This window comes from Pseudarthrobacter sp. TAF60_1 (genome assembly GCF_052113505.1).
Lineage (GTDB): Bacteria > Actinomycetota > Actinomycetes > Actinomycetales > Micrococcaceae > Arthrobacter.
This window is the reverse complement of record NZ_JBFRDI010000004.1, coordinates 244045-260470: the sequence shown is the minus strand read 5'-3', so window position 1 is coordinate 260470 and position 16426 is coordinate 244045. Positions and strand designations below refer to the sequence as shown.

Sequence of the window (16426 nt, the reverse complement as noted above, 5' to 3'; positions counted from 1 at the left end):
TGCGCCATGGCGTCGGCGATGGTCAGGAGATAGGTGGGCGTGGCCAGGATGGCGTCCGGCTTGAAGTCCTGGATGAGCTGGATCTGGCGTTCGGTCTGCCCGCCGGAGATGGGGATGACCGTGCAGCCCAGCGCCTCGGCGCCGGCGTGCGCACCCAGCCCGCCGGTGAACAGGCCGTAGCCGTAGGCGTTGTGTACCTTCATGCCGGGGCGGATGCCGGAGGCGCGGAAGCTGCGGGCCACCAGTTTGGCCCAGTCTGCGAGGTCCTGCTTGGTGTAGCCGACGACGGTTGGCCGGCCCGTGGTGCCGGAACTGGCGTGCACGCGGGCTACTTCGCTCTGCGGGACCGCGAACATGCCGAACGGGTATTCGGTGCGCAGGTCGTCCTTGGTGGTGAACGGGAAGTTGCCCAGGTCGCTGAGTTCGCGCAGGTCGCTGGGGTGGATGCCGGCGGCGTCGAACTTGCGCTTGTACAGGGGCACGCGGTCGTAGGCGTAGGCGACGGTGTGCTGCAGCCGGGTGAGCTGGAGGGCTTCCAGTTCATCACGGGACATGGTTTCCTCGCGGTCCAGTCCGGCATCCGTCCGGGCGGGCATGGCTGTAGCGGGCGTCTCGGGAGCGTGCACGGTCATGGTTTTTCTATCCTTGGTAATTGATCTATTGCATCATTTAGAGAATCCAGGTCGACATGGTGTCCACTGTTGATACACCGGTGCGCAGCACCACCCCGGATCGCCCTATCGGCTGGTCCAGGTAGTGCTGTCAGGATTTCTTGCGAACAGGGTTCGCGGCAACGTCGGTGAGGCTTGAACCCAGAGGATGAGACCGTCATCCGACACAACTTCGACCTGGGCACGAAAGGACAGGCCATGCGGGGCCGTAACGGCTACCTCTTGGCCCCAAGAGACCTCATCCGCATGAATGACGTACGAGCCAAGTTGCCGCTCCCGTTCCTGGCCACGGTTGTTGCGTGGTTGCCCGACGCCATCCCATGTCCGGTGTGGCAGGCCGCTTGGGGCGGAAGCTGGGCTAACTGTTTTACTGGGAATCACGTAGTTGCCGTGGCTACGATCCGTCGGTGCCACTGCTTGCTGCTATGACGGTGTGAATGACATAAGCAACCTTCCCTTCTTCGTCGTGCACGGGTACGTTCTCCGGCAGCCAGTTACGTTCCTCGAACTTCCCGCCTTCCTCAGTGGGTGGGGCGTCGTAACGCTGCCGCGGGAGTTTCTCGCTGCGGCCCGTGGCCACCGCACGTTCCAGCGATGCGCGGAGCACTTGTGAACCATTCGCGTTCGGGTCGGCGGGATTGTCCGGGAAAACAGCGAAGACGTCCTGACCCACAATTGACTCCCGAGTGCGGTGGATCTCCTCGAGAAGCCGATCAGTTGCGGCCACCAGACGCCATCGCGTGTCAACCACGTATCCGATGATGGGCATCTTTTCAAAGAGCTCCCGGTACACCGGGAGTTCGATCTGCGTGTCGGACATAGTCATGAGCATTCTCTTTCTTGTAGTGATTCCGGTGATGAGTGTGTGACGAGGTGTTTTGTTTCTAGGCGGCGGTTACAGCGACCATCAGGAGCCCCACTGCTAATGCGGCGGCGCTCGTGGTGACGGTCGTGAAAATTGCTGCCCGGGGCATTGCTATCGCCAGGGGGATGAAGCCGGATCCATCCTGGCTGACGAGGTATGTCACCAAGGCGGGAAGAGGGGAAGACCGCCCGCTACAAACAAACCGGCCACGGCCAGTTCGACTCCGCACGCAGGTATGAGACCCAAGATGGCCGCGATGAGGACCGCCAGGGCCCCTGATATGGGTAGCGAACTGAGAGCCAGGAACCATTCGGTCGAGGACAGGGCATGCCACCCTGCGAATGCTGCACCCGCCCACACGGTGACGTGGGCACTCTCCCGCAGTCCAACAGTTGTTATTGAGCCCGGGCCGCTGCACTCCCCGCAGGATCGCGGTGTGGCATGCTGCCACATCATGACTCCTGCAGCAACGAAGCCTGTGATTCCTACGGCCGAATACACATCGGCCCCGCCCGCCATGGCCGCCACATCATCCGGAGTGAGGATCTGGAAGGTGACGAGCAATGACAACGGAAGGGCTGCATATCCGATGAGCATGTACGTCCTGCGCCACCACTTACCCTTGTCGTGAGGCACTGGTTTTTGTGCGCCCTGAAGAGAGACAGCTGCCTCTGGGCGGGGAGCCAGGGCAAGCACCGTGTGGCGCGGACTGACGCGGTCTGCATCAACTGCTGAGGCATACGCGGGTTTGCTGCGGGCCAGCCCTGCAAACTTCGTTGCAGCCGCAACAAGGAGCGGCACCGAGGTCCGGGCGAAATTCCGATCTGTAAGGTAACCCGACACCGTGCCGATCAGGACCATGGCCGCTTTGAGGACCAGAGCAAGAAAAGGGTCTACAGCCAAAAGAACCCAGGCTGAATCGCCCATAGTGGCAAGAAAGGCAGCCAACAACGTTCCCTGGCTGACCCCGTCCCTTGAATACAGGCGGGCTACAGCCAACACACCAAGACATCCAGGCGGGAGCGTTACGAGAGCGCCCAGCAGAGGACCAAGCCTAGGATGCGCCGCCAAGTGGGTTGTGATTCTTGCGCCATAACGGCGGTTTGCCCATGCCCCCAGGGATGACAGCACCATGACATAGACGCCAATTGACATAAAGGCATCGGACAGCGAAGTCAGAACCTCAATGACCATAGTCAGCCTCGCCGTACCGTCGATTGTTCATCATGCTGCGACTCCGATGAGTGGGAAGTTCGGCTAAGGAATCAGAAGACAGCCAGTGGAGCGACCATGGATCCCGTCGAGCCTTTGGTCTTGATGGGAGTGCAGATAAAGAGGAACTCGCTGCGTTCGGCGTCCAACAAGGCCTCAGTTTTAACGTTCTCCAGCAAATGCGTACCAGTTTCAGCGAGCAGGTACTGGTGTACGACCATCGGTGCATCCGGCTGTTCGCCTGGCAGCACCTCGATGGCCCAGTTGTCGGCACCGATCAGTGAAACGCGTCGGTCCCCGAGCCAGTGGGCTGCGTCCCAGCCGATACCCGGGGAGTTGGCGTTGTACTTCTGGTTGTCCACCATCCATAGTGCGGCTCCGTAGCCGGTGTGAAGGAGTACTGCGTCGCCGGCGCGCACTTCGACGTCCTGTGCCTCGCAGGCGGCTTCAAGATGTTCAGGCGTGATGACAAATCCCTCATCGAGCATGTCCACGCCGACGACTTTGGCTATGTTCAGGAAAACGCCGCGGGAGAGCCAGGGACGGACAGATTCCATCCCGAACTTGGTCACGCCGGTCGGAGTGTAGAAGTCGCCGTAGCGGTGCCCGTTGTAGTGGGTGCCGTCGATGCCCACCTGCGCGAACCCGTCCAGGTGGGTGCCGATGTGGTAAATCTGCGTGACTTGTTCTTCGAACCAGTTCACGCGGTTGCCGTCTTTGCCCCATCTGGTCTGTTCAAGGGATCCGTGCGCCAGGGTGACTTGATGGAACAGGCGGGACTCGCCGAAGGTCGGAGCTCCCATCTCCAGGACGCGGGCAAGTTCGACGATGCGTCCCTCGTTCACCAGACTCAGTGCCGCCAGTGTTCTTTCGGACGTCAGCTCATTACCGGTTCCGAGGACGTCGTCGGCGCCGTAGCGGGATGGCCACCACTGGCCGGTGGTGTGGGCGTTGCCGTTGAATGATCCTGGCGCCGCCGGAAACTGACAGTCCGGGTTGCCCTGGGAGACAGGGGCTTTGGTCACACCGCACGCGTTACACATTTTGGTACTCCTAAGGGTGTTACTTATTGGGTTTGATAGAGGGCGGTTGAATAGTGTCGGGCCGGCAAACGGCGGGTATACCACGACCCGTACCACGGGATTGAGGGCATTTGCCGCCTGGAGACTGCGGGCCCGAGCCTCCTTCAGGGCGACATAGGTTTGTCTCTTCTCGTGTGCGCTTGGCTATCGGCGCACCTGGGTCAGGGATTTTTCGAGGGCGTCCAGGGCTACAGGGGTGTCCTCGGGCCCGAAGGCCAGCGGTGGACGGATCTTGAGGACGTCCCCGTGGCGTCCGACCCGACCGATCAAAACTCCGTTGTCGCGCATGCTGTCGACGACGGCGCGTGCAGTCTCCCCGTCCGGGTTTCCTGTTGTGGGATCGAGAAATTGAATGCCGAGGAACATGCCTTTTCCCCGTACTCCAATCAGCCGGTCATCGGCGTCGACGAGCTGTTGCATGCCTGCGCGGAATTGTGCCGACGCGAGCTGGGCGCGGCGCATCAGTTCTTCCTCGCGCATGACCTTCAGTACGGCATTACCTGCCGCGGCGGCAGCCGGTGACGTCGCGAAAGTGTTGAAGTAGAGGTTTGCCACGCTAAACGGTTCGACGATATCTGCAGGCGCGATCACGCCTCCGAGTGGGAATCCGTTGCCCATGGGCTTGCCCAGAACCACCATGTCGGGTGCGAAGTCAGCAGATTCAAAACCCCACATATGGTCGGCGGTACGGCCGAAGCCACTCTGCACTTCATCCGAGATGATGAGTCCGCCCGCGTTTCGAACCCGTGTGCAAAGGCCATCAATGTATCCGGCAGGCAGGTCCGGCAGGCCTTCAGTTGAGAACAGCGGATCGAACAGAACAGCTGCCACCCCGTGTCCTGATTCCTGGAGCTCATTGATGGCCTTGTCGATCTGGGCGAACGCGTCGTCCAGACCGAAAGAGGGGTCTCGCGTGTCTGGGGTAGTGAAGGTGCGGATGTGGTTTCCCAGCGGTTCTGAGACGGGGAGCGCGGTCGTCAGCGCGGCGAGGGCCTGGGTGTTGCCGTGGTAGCTGTAATCGCTGACCAGAATTCCGGAGCTTTTAGTGTGGAAGCGCGCCAGGCGCAAAGCGAGGTCATTGGCCTCCGAACCGCTGTTGGTAAAGAACATCCGGTTCAGAGAGGCCGGAAAATGTGACAGCAAGGTCTCGGCGTACTCAATCGGGGCGGTTGTGAGATAGCGGCTGTGCAGATTGACTGTTGCCAGCTGCTTGCTGATAGCTTCGACGACTGAAGGATGGCAGTGGCCGACGTGGGGCACGTTGTTGTATGCGTCCAGGTAGCTTCTGCCGTCGGCGCCGGTGACCCGGACTCCCAAAGCCGAGACGATTTGGAGCGGCTCTGAGTAGAACATCGGCGTATGGGGTCCCAGCACAGCGAAACGCCGTTGCAGGAGGCCAGCTGTGTCAGCCGATACTCGAGGGGTGGACGCGGAGCGCAGGGCAGTCATGGTAAAACCTCGCTGATAACTGGATCGTGGTGTGGCACTTGGGCGGTGTTGGCGCTCTTCATCGGGTGGTTGCAGTAGCGGCAAGGTAGCTGCGTGCATTGTCAGTGACCTGCTCCACGAGGTTCTTGGCAATGAACTCTGCCGTCTCGTCCCCGCGTCGGTCCGCTGCCCAGCCAAGATAGGTCAGTCCCCGGGCCAGGAGCATCCCGGCGAGCAGCTCCTCGTCGATAGAACTTCGCTTCGATGCATAACCGGAGAGCGCTGCCTCCTTGAACGCTGCGTACTGGGGATGCCGCTGGAACCAGAACAACAGTGTCGCGATCTCGAAGGCATGCCATCCGGTGCCGAAGTCGTCCAGGTCGATCACGACCAACTGGTCGCCCGAAACGAGGATGTTCTCCGGGGTGAGATCGGCATGGATCACCGAGTAGTTTTCGGGCGTTTTGCCGACTGTCTTGAGCTGTTTTGCGAGTTCGGCCACGGCGTCGGCAATCACTGACCGTGACGATTCGATCTCGTGCAGTGCGAAAGGATTCCCCCAGACGGCGTGCTCGCCAACCAGCCCTTCGTAGTCCCAGTCCGGACGGTGATGGGCTGCCGCTGACGGGAGCCCGGCGAGGAAGTTGTGCAAAGCGCCAGCCAGCTCACCGGCTTTTCGGAAGCTGTCGGCCGTCAACGGGGACGTGCCATCAAGTGCGGATTCAATGTCGCCCATCGGCGCCGCATCGGGCACCCATGTCAGAACGCTGACGGTGTGCTCGACGCCGTTGTCATCAACCGTGGTCAGCAGGTCACCGCCGGTTGTCTTAATGACACCGGGAACGTTGAAGCCGGCTTTCTCGAGTAAGCCGAGAAGTTCAAGCTCTGCCCTGATGGCCCGGTTATCGTTGTAGTGCGGCCGGTGCAGGCGAACGGCGAAGTCGCCAGACGTGTGCTGGACCCGGAACACAAAGTTCTCCCGGTATTTCACAAGTTGGACGTCGCCATCCGCCAGGCCATAGGCGGTCAGGGCCAGTCGGACGGCCTCGGCCGCGGAAGCTTCTGTGCTGAAGGACATGGGATAGGTCTTTCTGGTTCATCATTTGACGGGCCGTGTTCCGTAGCAGCACCGGGATTTAGGGGTGCCGGACGAGGCGCGGGGAGCGGACGCACAAGAGACTGCAGGGCGTGCCGGGATGCAGATTGGGCAGCCCAAAAAGAGTTACGGATACCCGTACCTGGCAGATACGGGCATTCGTGCGCCTATGAAGAGCGTGACGGGCTTGGCGGAGTCGCCCTTTGGAAGGAACGGCTCGGGAGACTCCCCTGCCATGGCCATCGTGGGGCAGCGGGGGTGTGAACCGGCCCCACGATGGTCTGTTCCTAGCAGATAGCGATCGGATGAATGGGACTTTGTACAGCTCCCACGAGCTTTGGCGCGGCCATGATGAACATGAATTCGTACACGCCGTCGGCAGCGAGGTCCCGGGTCCAGACGTTTTCAATGATGTGGATGCCACGTTCCCGGATAAGGTAACCGTGCACAGGCAGGAACTCTTCGGGATCTGGTGCCGGAATAACCTCACACGCCCAGTTGTCGGTCCCGATGGTCACGGCGCCGAGCTCTTCGACGAGATAACGTGCCGCTGCAGGACCGATGCCTGGCTCCGCCTCGTCGAACGGCTCTTTGAAGGTGATGTCTGTGATTGTTCCGGTGTTGATCAGGACCACGTTCCCGGATTCGATGGTCACATTCTGCCGACGAAGGGTGGCATCAATGTCCTCGACGGTGATCTCGTAGCCAGGTTTCAGCGCCTGGACACCGTGGGTAGCGGCGACATCGAGCAGAACGCCACGCGTCGCTACAGGCGGCACCGTTTCTATCCCGTGCTTGACCGCTCCCCGCGACCTAATGACCTCGTCAGTGTCGAAGTCGCCGTAGTGCTTGCCATCGATGGAAATGTGCCCGAAGCCGTCGAGGTGGGTGGCGACCCCGCACCACAGCGAAATATAGTCGTCGATGCCGGCGAGTTTGTTGGAGCCGTACTCCTTCTCGCCATTGACCCAGATGTGATCGGTAAGAACCTGGAACGAACGTCCTGGCCATGCAGGACTCTCGGGGTTCGTCTGCACTGCAAGCGAGTAGACGCGGCCGGTCTTGATGAGCGCTGCTGCGGTTCGGGCATCTTCAGCAGTCAGAGTAGCGACTGCTCCGCCGTCCACGTATGCCCCGGCACGCTTATCCATGGTTGCTCCATCGTGCTTGTCCATGGCGACTCCTTTGTATTTAGGAAGGATGGCCCCTTGCCAACATGACCACCGGCTGGCGGGCCTGGCGGAGGTGGCCTCGACCTTGAGGCCCTATCGGCAATGGTGACGACGCTCACATTGTGCGTCCTGATGCAAGTATTGCCGACCGGACCGCCCAGAGTCAATACGCTTCCGTAAATTAATGGACGGTATCGTCTACATATTTTGAGGCGGGGCAGATGGTGCCATCAGCCCTGCAGCAAGAACCTGCATGGCCTGCAAGATGTCTTCACTCTTGTGGGTTCCCCGCGCGATGCCGTTCAATGCTGCAGTCATGGAACCCGTGATTAGCTTGGCTATCGCCTCTGGTTTTGCCAACACCTTCCGGGCATCCTGTATCGCAGCACCGCCAGCAGTCCCTGCCTCATAGTCCTTGGCAATGTACTTAGCAATAACGCTTGATGCCCGCCCCCTGACCGGAGGCAAGGCCTGGTCAAGAGCTGGATCGTCAATAGCATAGAAACGGCCAAGCATCGGCCGCTGCGCAACGTCAACTATTGCGGAAGTGACAGCGACGATACGGGAGGAAAAGTCGCCATCACCGGCGTAGATCTCGGCGGCCTTTTCAATCAGCTCATTGTTAATCTCTTCGTACAGCTCGCAGTAGAGCTGCTCGCGCCCCTGAGGAAAGTAGCTGTACACGGTCGCCTTGGCAGCGCCGGCACGTTCCGCGATCTTCTCCACCGAAGCCGAACCGTAACCAACCTCGGCGAAAACCTCCAAGGCAGCATCCAGAAGCTCGCGCCGCGTCCGCAGCTTATTACGCTCACGAACGGAGAGTCTTGGTCCATCTTCCCGTGCCAGCACAGCCATTGGTTTTCCCCTCGATTGGCACGACGATCGACTCCGCGCTCTGGTCTGAATGACAGGGGCGATACGGCACCTTGCACCGGCCGAACAGGTGCAATGACCTGCCAGGGCTGCTCGCAGCTGGTGCTTCGCGCCGTCTCTAACCCATCTAAATCATCAAAACATACGGTGTCGTCATTTCCTAGACAACATGTCCAAGGCGCAGCCTGAATCGCGTGATGAAGAGCCCGAAAGACTCATATCAGCATCGGAGATCACACTCCCTCCCTGTCGCTGACCGGTAGTGGCGAAAAGCCGTTCACACGCGACAACGCGCCTAAGTCCCAAGATCCAAAAAAACCATACGAAGGTGTCTTCTTTTTACGGACTCGTATTGACATTGGACGAGTCGATCAGTAATTCTTGTTTTGGTAGCACCGGTGTGAACCTCATCACATCGAAATTACTGCCCACGTCCGTGCATCCCCTAACAGATGCTGACCGGCCAAGGCGAGGAATGGGCTCAAGCCCTCGACAAAGGAGTCACATATGTACGTTCGGGCGAGCGTTCCCGGAATCGGGGAGCGCAGCACAAGCTGCTTCTTACTCCCATGTTTTGATTTCCGACTGCGTGGCGGTCACCGAACAGCGTCGGAGCGAAAATGACGAATGGATTCCACTCCCGGGACCTACCTCGGCGAGTAGTTGTGACGGGGGGATCCTCAGGCATCGGACTCGCAGTAGCCAGCTTTTTTCTTGACTCAGGCGCCGCCGTGGGAATTATCGGCCGCGACAATTCCAGATTGGGCACCGCCGCATCCGGACTGCGCCGATCGGCTACCGACAGAATCCACGCCCGCCCTGCGGACGTACGGAACGAAGAAATGCTGGGCAAAGCGATTGACGAACTTGCTGAAACCCTCGGCGGTATCGACGTACTGGTCGCAGCCGCAGGAGAGGAAGGCGAGATGGGCGCTGCCTGTGAGGACGTCACAGCAGGCTCGTTCCGGAGCGTCCTTGACACCAACGTTACCGGCACATTCCTTGCAGTTCGGGCGGCGCTCCCCTACCTGAAACAGGCCGCGCAAAGCAGCATCGTGATCATCGGATCAGACTCCGGATTTGTGGCAGTGCCAGGGATGCTCGCCTACAACGCATCCAAAGGTGCCCTGGTTCAGTTGACCCGGGCGCTGGCTGTCGAACTCTTCGACGCATATGGCATACGCGTCAACAGCGTATGCCCATCCATCGTGGACACCCCAATGGCCCGGCGTGGCATGGGCGTCGACTCCTTCGCCGACGCCGAATACCCGGTCCACGATCCACAGGACATCGCCTGGTCAGTCGGATACCTGTCCTCCCCCCGGTCACGAACCGTCAACGGAGTGAACCTGCTCTCCGATTTCGGTTACACAGGCCGCTCATCTTTCCCCGCATGAATGAAACGAAAGGCAGGCCAATGAGCCTCCCTCCCACCATCACACCGCTCGATGCGCTATCGAAGAACTCCCTTGGGGTATTCGGCGTGGCCTTCCTTGTGCTCGCCGCCGTGGCACCCCTGACAGGCATTGTCGTCATCGCCGCCATTGGCATCGCCATCGGCAACGGCGGCGGCATGGTCGCATCCTTCCTCGCAGTCACCGTGGTTCTCTTGCTTTTCGGCACCGGATACGCCCGCATGTCCGCCGAACTCGTCAGTGCCGGCGGTTTCTACGCATTTGTCCTGCGTGGCCTGGGCAGGCCCGCCGCCCTGGGCACCGGTCTGGTTGCCATGATCGGGTACAACTTCTTTGTCGCCGGGGCCGTTGGCACCATTGGATTTTTCGCCCAAACGGTCATCGCACAGCTAACAGGCGTCGACCTGCACTGGTACCTGTGGGCAATCATCTCCGTCATCGCCGCCTTCGCCTTCAGCCGCAAAGGAATCGGCTTCAGCGCCAAGGTCCTGGGGATCTCACTGGTCTGCGAAGTGCTCATCCTCGTGATATTCGACTTCGCGGTGCTCTTCACCCATGGATTCGACATGGCCGCCTTCAACCCCGAAATTATCTTCTCGGGCGCGGCTGGCATCGGATTCCTTTTCGCCGGCAACGCCTTCGTTGGCGTCGAAGCAACGGGACTCTTCAGTGAAGAAGCGCGGGACCCGAAACGCACTATCCCCCGCGCGACCTTCGTGGCCATCGGATTCATCGGTGCCTTCGCAGCTTTCACTACCTGGGCGATCATCAGCGCCACTGGCGTCCCGGAGGCCCAGGAAACAGCCCTGGGCCATTTGGAGGCCGGAGATCTGGTCTTCTCCCTCTCAAACACCTATCTCGGGGCTCCGCTTACGACCGTCATGATGGTGCTGCTGCTGGTTAGCCTTTTCGCAGCCCTTATGGCCCTGCATAATTCCGCCACACGCTACATCTTCTCCCTCAGCCGGGCCGGCCTGCTTCCCAGGAGCCTGAGCCGCACACGCCCCAATGGCGTACCGGAGCGGGCTTCCATCGTTCAGTTCGTCTTCGCGGCCGCTGTAGCCGGGATCTTCGCCGTCGCCGGGCTGGACCCCATTACATCCCTTGTGCCCAGCATGACGGGCTTTGGCACACTGGGCATCATCACGCTCCAGCTTCTCGCTGCTCTGGCTATCGTTGTCCACTTCCGGCGAACCCACGACCCACGATACTTCTCAACCCTCATCGCGCCCGGCCTCGGGCTGCTGGGGCTGGCAGTAATCGTCGTTCTGGCCATCATCAACTTTCCCGTTCTGGCCGGCTCCGACGCTCCGCTTATCGGCGCGCTTCCGCTCCTACTGCTCGCCGCGCTGACGGGAGGCCTCGTGTGGGCCCTGTATCTCCGGCGAAGGCGGCCGGAGGTGTACGAAGGGCTCAACGACGACCTAGAGCGCTTCGACGAAGCGAATACGGGGTCAAACCAATCCCCCGAAATCCCGCTACCCACAACCTAACCGCCGCCCCAACGCGGCCGGTCCACATATGCGTCAGGCGCTGAGGTCAACGTACCGACTCCACGCCCCGACTAAGCAACTATGACTAAATAAAAGGAAAAGACCATGAATATCAGCACCACCACAGAACAGATCTCCTTCGAAGATCTACTGACTGCAATACAGCCCGTCGACGGCGGCCGGGAGATCAAAGATCCCGCCACCGGCGCCCTTGTCGGCCGCGCCCCCGAACACACGACTGCGGACCTGCACGCCGCCATCGCTGCAGCACGCACGGCCCAGCCGGGGTGGGGGGCACTCACCCACACCGAACGCTCCACTTACCTGAACCTGGCGGCGGACGCCGTAGAGGCGAACGCCGAGACACTCGCGGTACTGCTTTCCCGTGAGCAGGGTAAACCCCTAAATGGCCCGAATGCCCGCTTCGAAGTAGGGGCCTGCGCCGCCTGGCTGCGTGCCACCGCCGCATTCCAGCTCGAGCCTGAAATTCTGGTCGACGATGAGAGCGGCCGTGCTGAGCTTCATTATCGGCCACTGGGCGTTGTAGGAGCGATCGGCCCTTGGAACTGGCCCATGATGATCAGCGTTTGGCAACTTGCCCCGTCACTTCGCATGGGCAATACAGTGGTCATGAAGCCCTCGGAATACACACCGCTGTCAGTATTGGCGCTGGTGCACGTACTGAACACGGCCCTCCCTGTAGACGTGCTACACGTCGTTTCCGGCGGCCGTGAGGTCGGTGAGGCCCTGGCGTCGCATCCTGACATCGACAAGCTCATGTTTACCGGCTCAACCGCCACCGGCAAAGCGATCATTCGTTCGTCGGCCGACACTGTCAAGCGCGTGACACTGGAGCTGGGTGGCAACGATGCCGGAATCGTACTCCCGGACGCAGACCCGCAGACCATCGCCCAGGACCTCTTCTGGGGCGCGTTCATCAACACCGGCCAGACCTGCGCTGCCCTCAAGCGCCTCTACGTTCACGAGGACATTTACGAAGACGTCGTTGCGGCGTTGGCAGAGGTGGCCCGGTCAATGCCGATGGGGGTGGGTCTGGACGAAAACAACGTGCTCGGTCCTCTGCAGAACAAGGCACAGTTCGACATCGTGGCGAATCTGGTCCAGGCAGCAAAGGACTCAGGCGCCCGCGTGGTCCTTGGGGGTAACCCGGAAGAGGGACAACCGGGCTACTTCTACCCCACGACCCTCATCGCGGACATCGACAACGACAACCCCCTTGTCGCGCAGGAACAATTCGGTCCTGCACTGCCCATCGTCAAGTACTCCACCATCGACGAGGCGGTAGAGAAGGCCAACGCACTCGAGGCCGGTCTTGGCGCCTCCGTATGGTCTTCCAACAAGGAAAAAGCTCTTGAGGTCGCTGCACGGATTCAAGCCGGAACCGTTTGGATCAACAAGCACGGAGCCGTCGACCCGCGCCTACCCTTCGGTGGCGCCAAGCAATCAGGTTACGGACTCGAATTTGGCGTCGAAGGCCTCAAACACCTCGGCCAGCCCCAGGTCATCAGCTACTAGAAACCACCACACATCGCGGCCCGCCCGCTCGGGCATGGGCCGCGATGTGTGCAGCTTCGCCGTGCAGATTTACATGGACCGAATCAAAGCTGCTCGCTTAGCCTTGATCCACCGCCGGGCTGATGGGTGATCTAAGGCTGAGGTCTTGCTGGGTTGTTCGCGTTTGGGCGTGCGGGAGCTCCGGCCGCGCTGCCAGTGATGTTCCACGAGGGTCCTTGATCGTGGCACACAAGGTATGGCTTGGCAGTAAAACCAACCACCCATTATCCGCCCTCTAAATCCTTGCGTCCTAGATCCCAGTGGATGCAGTCCTTTTAAAAGGGCGAACGCGGGCGCTGGGAATTTACCTAAACTGGCGTTCGCACCTGAGCATGGTTGGTCTACGATCCCGGAGCCGTGCAGTCCGTCCAGGACGTCGAGGAAACTTTCCCCCGGGACGACGTGTGCACGCTTGATCCCGTGAGCCACGAGCGTGTCCACGATGACATGCCCGGCGCTTTTTTGAGTATCGCCTTGTACGGCTGCACCTGCCCTGGTGGAAATGGTGCTCGTTTCGGTCATTTGTCCGTTTGCTTCCTTGAGTATGGAAAGCACCGCAGTGCTGCCGCGGGGTCGTTGGATCCCGATGTATTCATCGTTGTTTCTTTCCTCTTCTTCAGGCCGGGTCGGCCGTGCCATGCGTGGTCTGTCGATGCCGCCTCCGGGCAGGACCTGTCCCTTTTCCGGAGTCTTTCTCTGGTATGGCGGTTTATTCGTGTGGGATGGTTTTCTGGTCCAGGGCCAGTTTCAGAACTTCGGCAAGGTGACTGGCTTCGGCTCCGGTGCCCTGTGTCACCTGGGTTCGGCAGGAGAACCCGTCGGCCAGAACGATTGTGCCCCCGTCTTTGCCTCGCACCTTGGGAAAGAGCTCGCGTTCACCTAGTGCCTGTGAGACGTCCCAGTGTCCAGGCTCGAAACCAAAGTTGCCTGCGAGTCCGCAGCAGCCGGATTCGATGATGTCTGTGTCCACGCCGAGCTTTTGCAGCACCGCTTTGTCAGGGTCGTAGGACCCTTTCGCTTCCTGGTGGCAGTGCACTTGAGAGATGGCCTTGATGTTGATTTCGCCGAACGGCCATGGCCCCTGATGGGTCGCCACGATGTCCGCCAGCGTCACGACCTGACTGGCCAGCTTGGCGGCCCGGGGATCGTCCGGGAGCAGTTCGGTGATCTCGTCTGTGAGCATGACGGTGCAGGAGGGCTCGAGCCCAATGATCGGCATGTTTGCGTCCAGGGCAGGCCCCAGCGCATTCAGGGTCTGGGTGATGACCCGCTTGGCAATGTCCAGCTGCCCGGTGGAGTGCCATGTCAGGCCGCAGCACACCTGTCCGGCCGGGAGAACCACGCGGTATCCCAGTGCCTCCAGTACCTCGACGGCGGCCTGTCCGACGCCGGGTGAGTTGAAGTTGTTGAATGTGTCGGGCCAGAGCATCACGGTGGGTTGGTCCGGGTCCACCGAGTGCGTCACCGAGGATTCCCGCTTTTTGAACCACTTTCGCAGGGTTTGGGGTGCGAAGTGGATCATGCGGCGCTTGGGTTCGATGCCGACGAGACGCTTGACCAGTTCTTCCACCGGGCGGAACCCGAGGGTCCAGTTGGCGAACCGGGCGGCCCCAGGGATAGCCTCCAGCAGGCGCGATGTCAGGGGAAGCCATCCCATCGCATAGTGGGCCATGGGGCGGATACGGCCCTTGTAGTGGTGGTGCAGGAATTCGGCTTTGTAGGTGGACATGTCCACGTTGACGGGGCATTCGGTGGAGCAGGCCTTGCAGGACAGGCACAAGTCCAGTGCCTCCAAGGTTTCCTTGGATCGCCAGCCGTCAGTTACCGATTCCCCGCGCAGCATCTCCCCCAGCGCCCGCGCCCGGCCGCGGGTGGAATGGACCTCGTCCCGGGTCACTTGGTAGGAGGGGCACATGGAACCGACATCGGACCGGCAAAGCCCCACGCCGACGCAGCGGTTCGTGGCGCCCGCGAATGATCCCCCATCATGGCTGAAAGCATGCACGGGGGTGAGCTCGAAGGTGCGATTTCCGGGGCCGGGGCGGATGCCCTGATCCAGCGGTTCCGGGTCGACGAGAACGCCGGGGTTAAAGAAGTTCGCGTTGTCGAAGATGTTTTTGAACTGTGCGAAAGCCGACAGGGTTTCCGCTGAATACATTAACGGCAGCAGTTCTGAACGTGCGCGCCCATCACCGTGTTCACCGGAGACGGATCCCCCGTATCGGGCCACAAGGGTGGCGGCCTCCTCGACGAACTTCCGGTAGCCGAGGACGCCTTCTTCTGACCCAAGGCTGAAGTCGATGCGAATGTGCACGCAGCCTTCGCCGAAGTGGCCGAACGGTATGCCGCGCAGCCCGTGTGAGTCCAGGATCTTGTACAGGTCGCGAAGGTAGTCCGCCAGGTGCTCCGGCGGCACAGCGGAATCCTCCCACCCCGGCCAGGCCTCGCCGCCGTCGGGCAACCGTGTGACGATGCCGGCGCTGGCTTCGCGGATCCGCCACAAAGCACGTGCCTGGTTGTTCTCGGTCACGACGACCGAGTCGACAATCCGCCCGTCCCGGGCCAGGTCGTCGACCAGGGCCCGGGCGGCGTCCCTGGCGTCGGCGGGGGTTTCCCCGCCGACCTCCACGTAGAGCCAGCCTCCGCCTTCGGGCAGTTCGGATCCTGCCGTGGCGTGGCCGGGCCGTGACCGAAGGGCGGCCAGAAGGTCAGCTCCCATGCCCTCGACCGTGTACACCCCGGGCTGGCGCAGAAGGGGCGCGGCAGTTGCCGCGGCGAAGACATCGGAGAACCCGAGCACGGCCAGCGCTGTCGCCCGCGGGCGCTCGACGAGCCGGACCGTCAACTCCGTGATGATCCCGCAGGTCCCTTCGGTCCCGGCCATGGCCCGGGCCACGTTAAAGCCGTTCTCGGGAAGCAGATGGTGAAGCCCGTATCCGGATACTTGGCGGGCAAATTGTCCCAGTTCGGTCCGCAGGATGCCCAAATGCTTGTCGCGGAGCCGTTTGAGCTGGTTCTCGATAACCGGGTCGCTGCAGTAGTCAGCACCGATTTCGATCTCGCGCCCGTCAGCAAGCATGAGCTTGAGCGAGACGATGTTGTCTGCCGCTGTGCCCCAAGCCACGGAGTGGGAACCACAGGCGTTGTTCGCGAAGATCCCGCCGACAGTGCAGCGCGAGTGCGTTGAGGGGTCGGGCCCGTAGGTAAGGCCGAACGGTTCGGCCGCGTCGCGCAGCGTATCGCAGACGACGCCAGGCCGGATCCGGGCTGTGCGGGCCTCGGGGTCGATGGACAGGATCTGGTTGAAGTGCCGGCTCGTGTCGATGATGAGTCCATCACCGATGGCGTTTCCTGCTACCGAGGTGCCGCCCCCGCGGCATGTAACGGACCAGCCGCGTTCTGTTGCGATGCGCAGGGCCTCGCGGATCTCCTCCACAGAGCTGGGTTCGACCACGGCCGCGGGCACTCGGCGGTAGATCGAGGCGTCCGAAACGTAGGCCACGCGTGTGGTGAGGTCCTCACGTAGGGCGACGAGGGTCATGGT

The 16426-nt window shown here is 61.2% G+C and carries 12 protein-coding genes; 3 read left to right on the top strand and 9 right to left on the bottom strand.

Features of this window, described 5'->3' with window-relative positions; all coding sequences use genetic code 11:
• The 8 genes from AB4Y73_RS07055 to AB4Y73_RS07020 all read right to left on the bottom strand — a co-directional run.
• The coding region (locus AB4Y73_RS07055; RefSeq protein ID WP_441870267.1) for a phenylacetate--CoA ligase family protein at nt 1–632 on the bottom strand (632 nt) is incomplete at its 3' end.
• Nucleotides 633–1065: 433 nt separating this feature from the next.
• Entirely contained in the window at nt 1066–1497 is a 432-nt protein-coding gene (locus AB4Y73_RS07050; RefSeq protein WP_441870265.1) for a hypothetical protein, read from the bottom strand.
• A gap of 198 nt (nt 1498–1695) precedes the next feature.
• Nucleotides 1696–2730 (bottom strand): putative manganese transporter, encoded by a 1035-nt coding sequence (locus AB4Y73_RS07045; RefSeq protein WP_441870263.1) that lies wholly within the window; start codon nt 2728–2730, stop codon nt 1696–1698.
• A gap of 71 nt (nt 2731–2801) precedes the next feature.
• A complete protein-coding gene (locus tag AB4Y73_RS07040) occupies nt 2802–3773 on the bottom strand; it encodes a cyclase family protein (RefSeq protein WP_441870261.1) in 972 nt (323 codons plus the stop codon).
• A gap of 201 nt (nt 3774–3974) precedes the next feature.
• Nucleotides 3975–5279 carry an aspartate aminotransferase family protein gene (locus AB4Y73_RS07035; RefSeq protein WP_441870259.1) on the bottom strand — a complete coding sequence of 435 codons (1305 nt, stop codon included), beginning with the start codon at nt 5277–5279 and terminating at the stop codon, nt 3975–3977.
• A 58-nt stretch (nt 5280–5337) separates the two neighbouring features.
• A complete protein-coding gene (locus AB4Y73_RS07030) occupies nt 5338–6336 on the bottom strand; it encodes a phosphotransferase enzyme family protein (RefSeq protein ID WP_441870257.1) in 999 nt (332 codons plus the stop codon).
• 305 nt (nt 6337–6641) lie between these two features.
• Complete coding sequence (locus tag AB4Y73_RS07025; protein ID WP_441870255.1) at nt 6642–7529, bottom strand: cyclase family protein; 888 nt, start codon at nt 7527–7529, stop codon at nt 6642–6644.
• A gap of 195 nt (nt 7530–7724) precedes the next feature.
• A complete protein-coding gene (locus AB4Y73_RS07020; RefSeq protein WP_441870253.1) occupies nt 7725–8381 on the bottom strand; it encodes a TetR/AcrR family transcriptional regulator in 657 nt (218 codons plus the stop codon).
• A 638-nt stretch (nt 8382–9019) separates the two neighbouring features.
• Between AB4Y73_RS07020 and AB4Y73_RS07015 the strand changes: the two genes are divergently transcribed.
• The 3 genes from AB4Y73_RS07015 (at nt 9020) to AB4Y73_RS07005 (ending at nt 12843) form a co-directional block, all read left to right on the top strand.
• Nucleotides 9020–9796 (top strand): SDR family NAD(P)-dependent oxidoreductase, encoded by a 777-nt coding sequence (locus tag AB4Y73_RS07015; RefSeq protein WP_441870251.1) that lies wholly within the window; start codon nt 9020–9022, stop codon nt 9794–9796.
• 20 nt (nt 9797–9816) lie between these two features.
• Nucleotides 9817–11307, top strand: coding sequence for an APC family permease (locus tag AB4Y73_RS07010; RefSeq protein WP_441870249.1), 1491 nt, complete (start codon nt 9817–9819; stop codon nt 11305–11307).
• 105 nt (nt 11308–11412) lie between these two features.
• Nucleotides 11413–12843: an aldehyde dehydrogenase family protein gene (locus AB4Y73_RS07005; protein WP_441870247.1), complete on the top strand. Its 1431-nt coding sequence runs from the start codon at nt 11413–11415 to the stop codon at nt 12841–12843.
• 748 nt (nt 12844–13591) lie between these two features.
• On the opposite strand, the gene AB4Y73_RS07000 is transcribed toward AB4Y73_RS07005, so the two are convergent.
• Nucleotides 13592–16423, bottom strand: a complete 2832-nt coding sequence (locus tag AB4Y73_RS07000) for an FAD-binding and (Fe-S)-binding domain-containing protein (protein ID WP_441870245.1) — start codon at nt 16421–16423, stop codon at nt 13592–13594.
• Between the last annotated feature and the right edge of the window lie 3 nt (nt 16424–16426).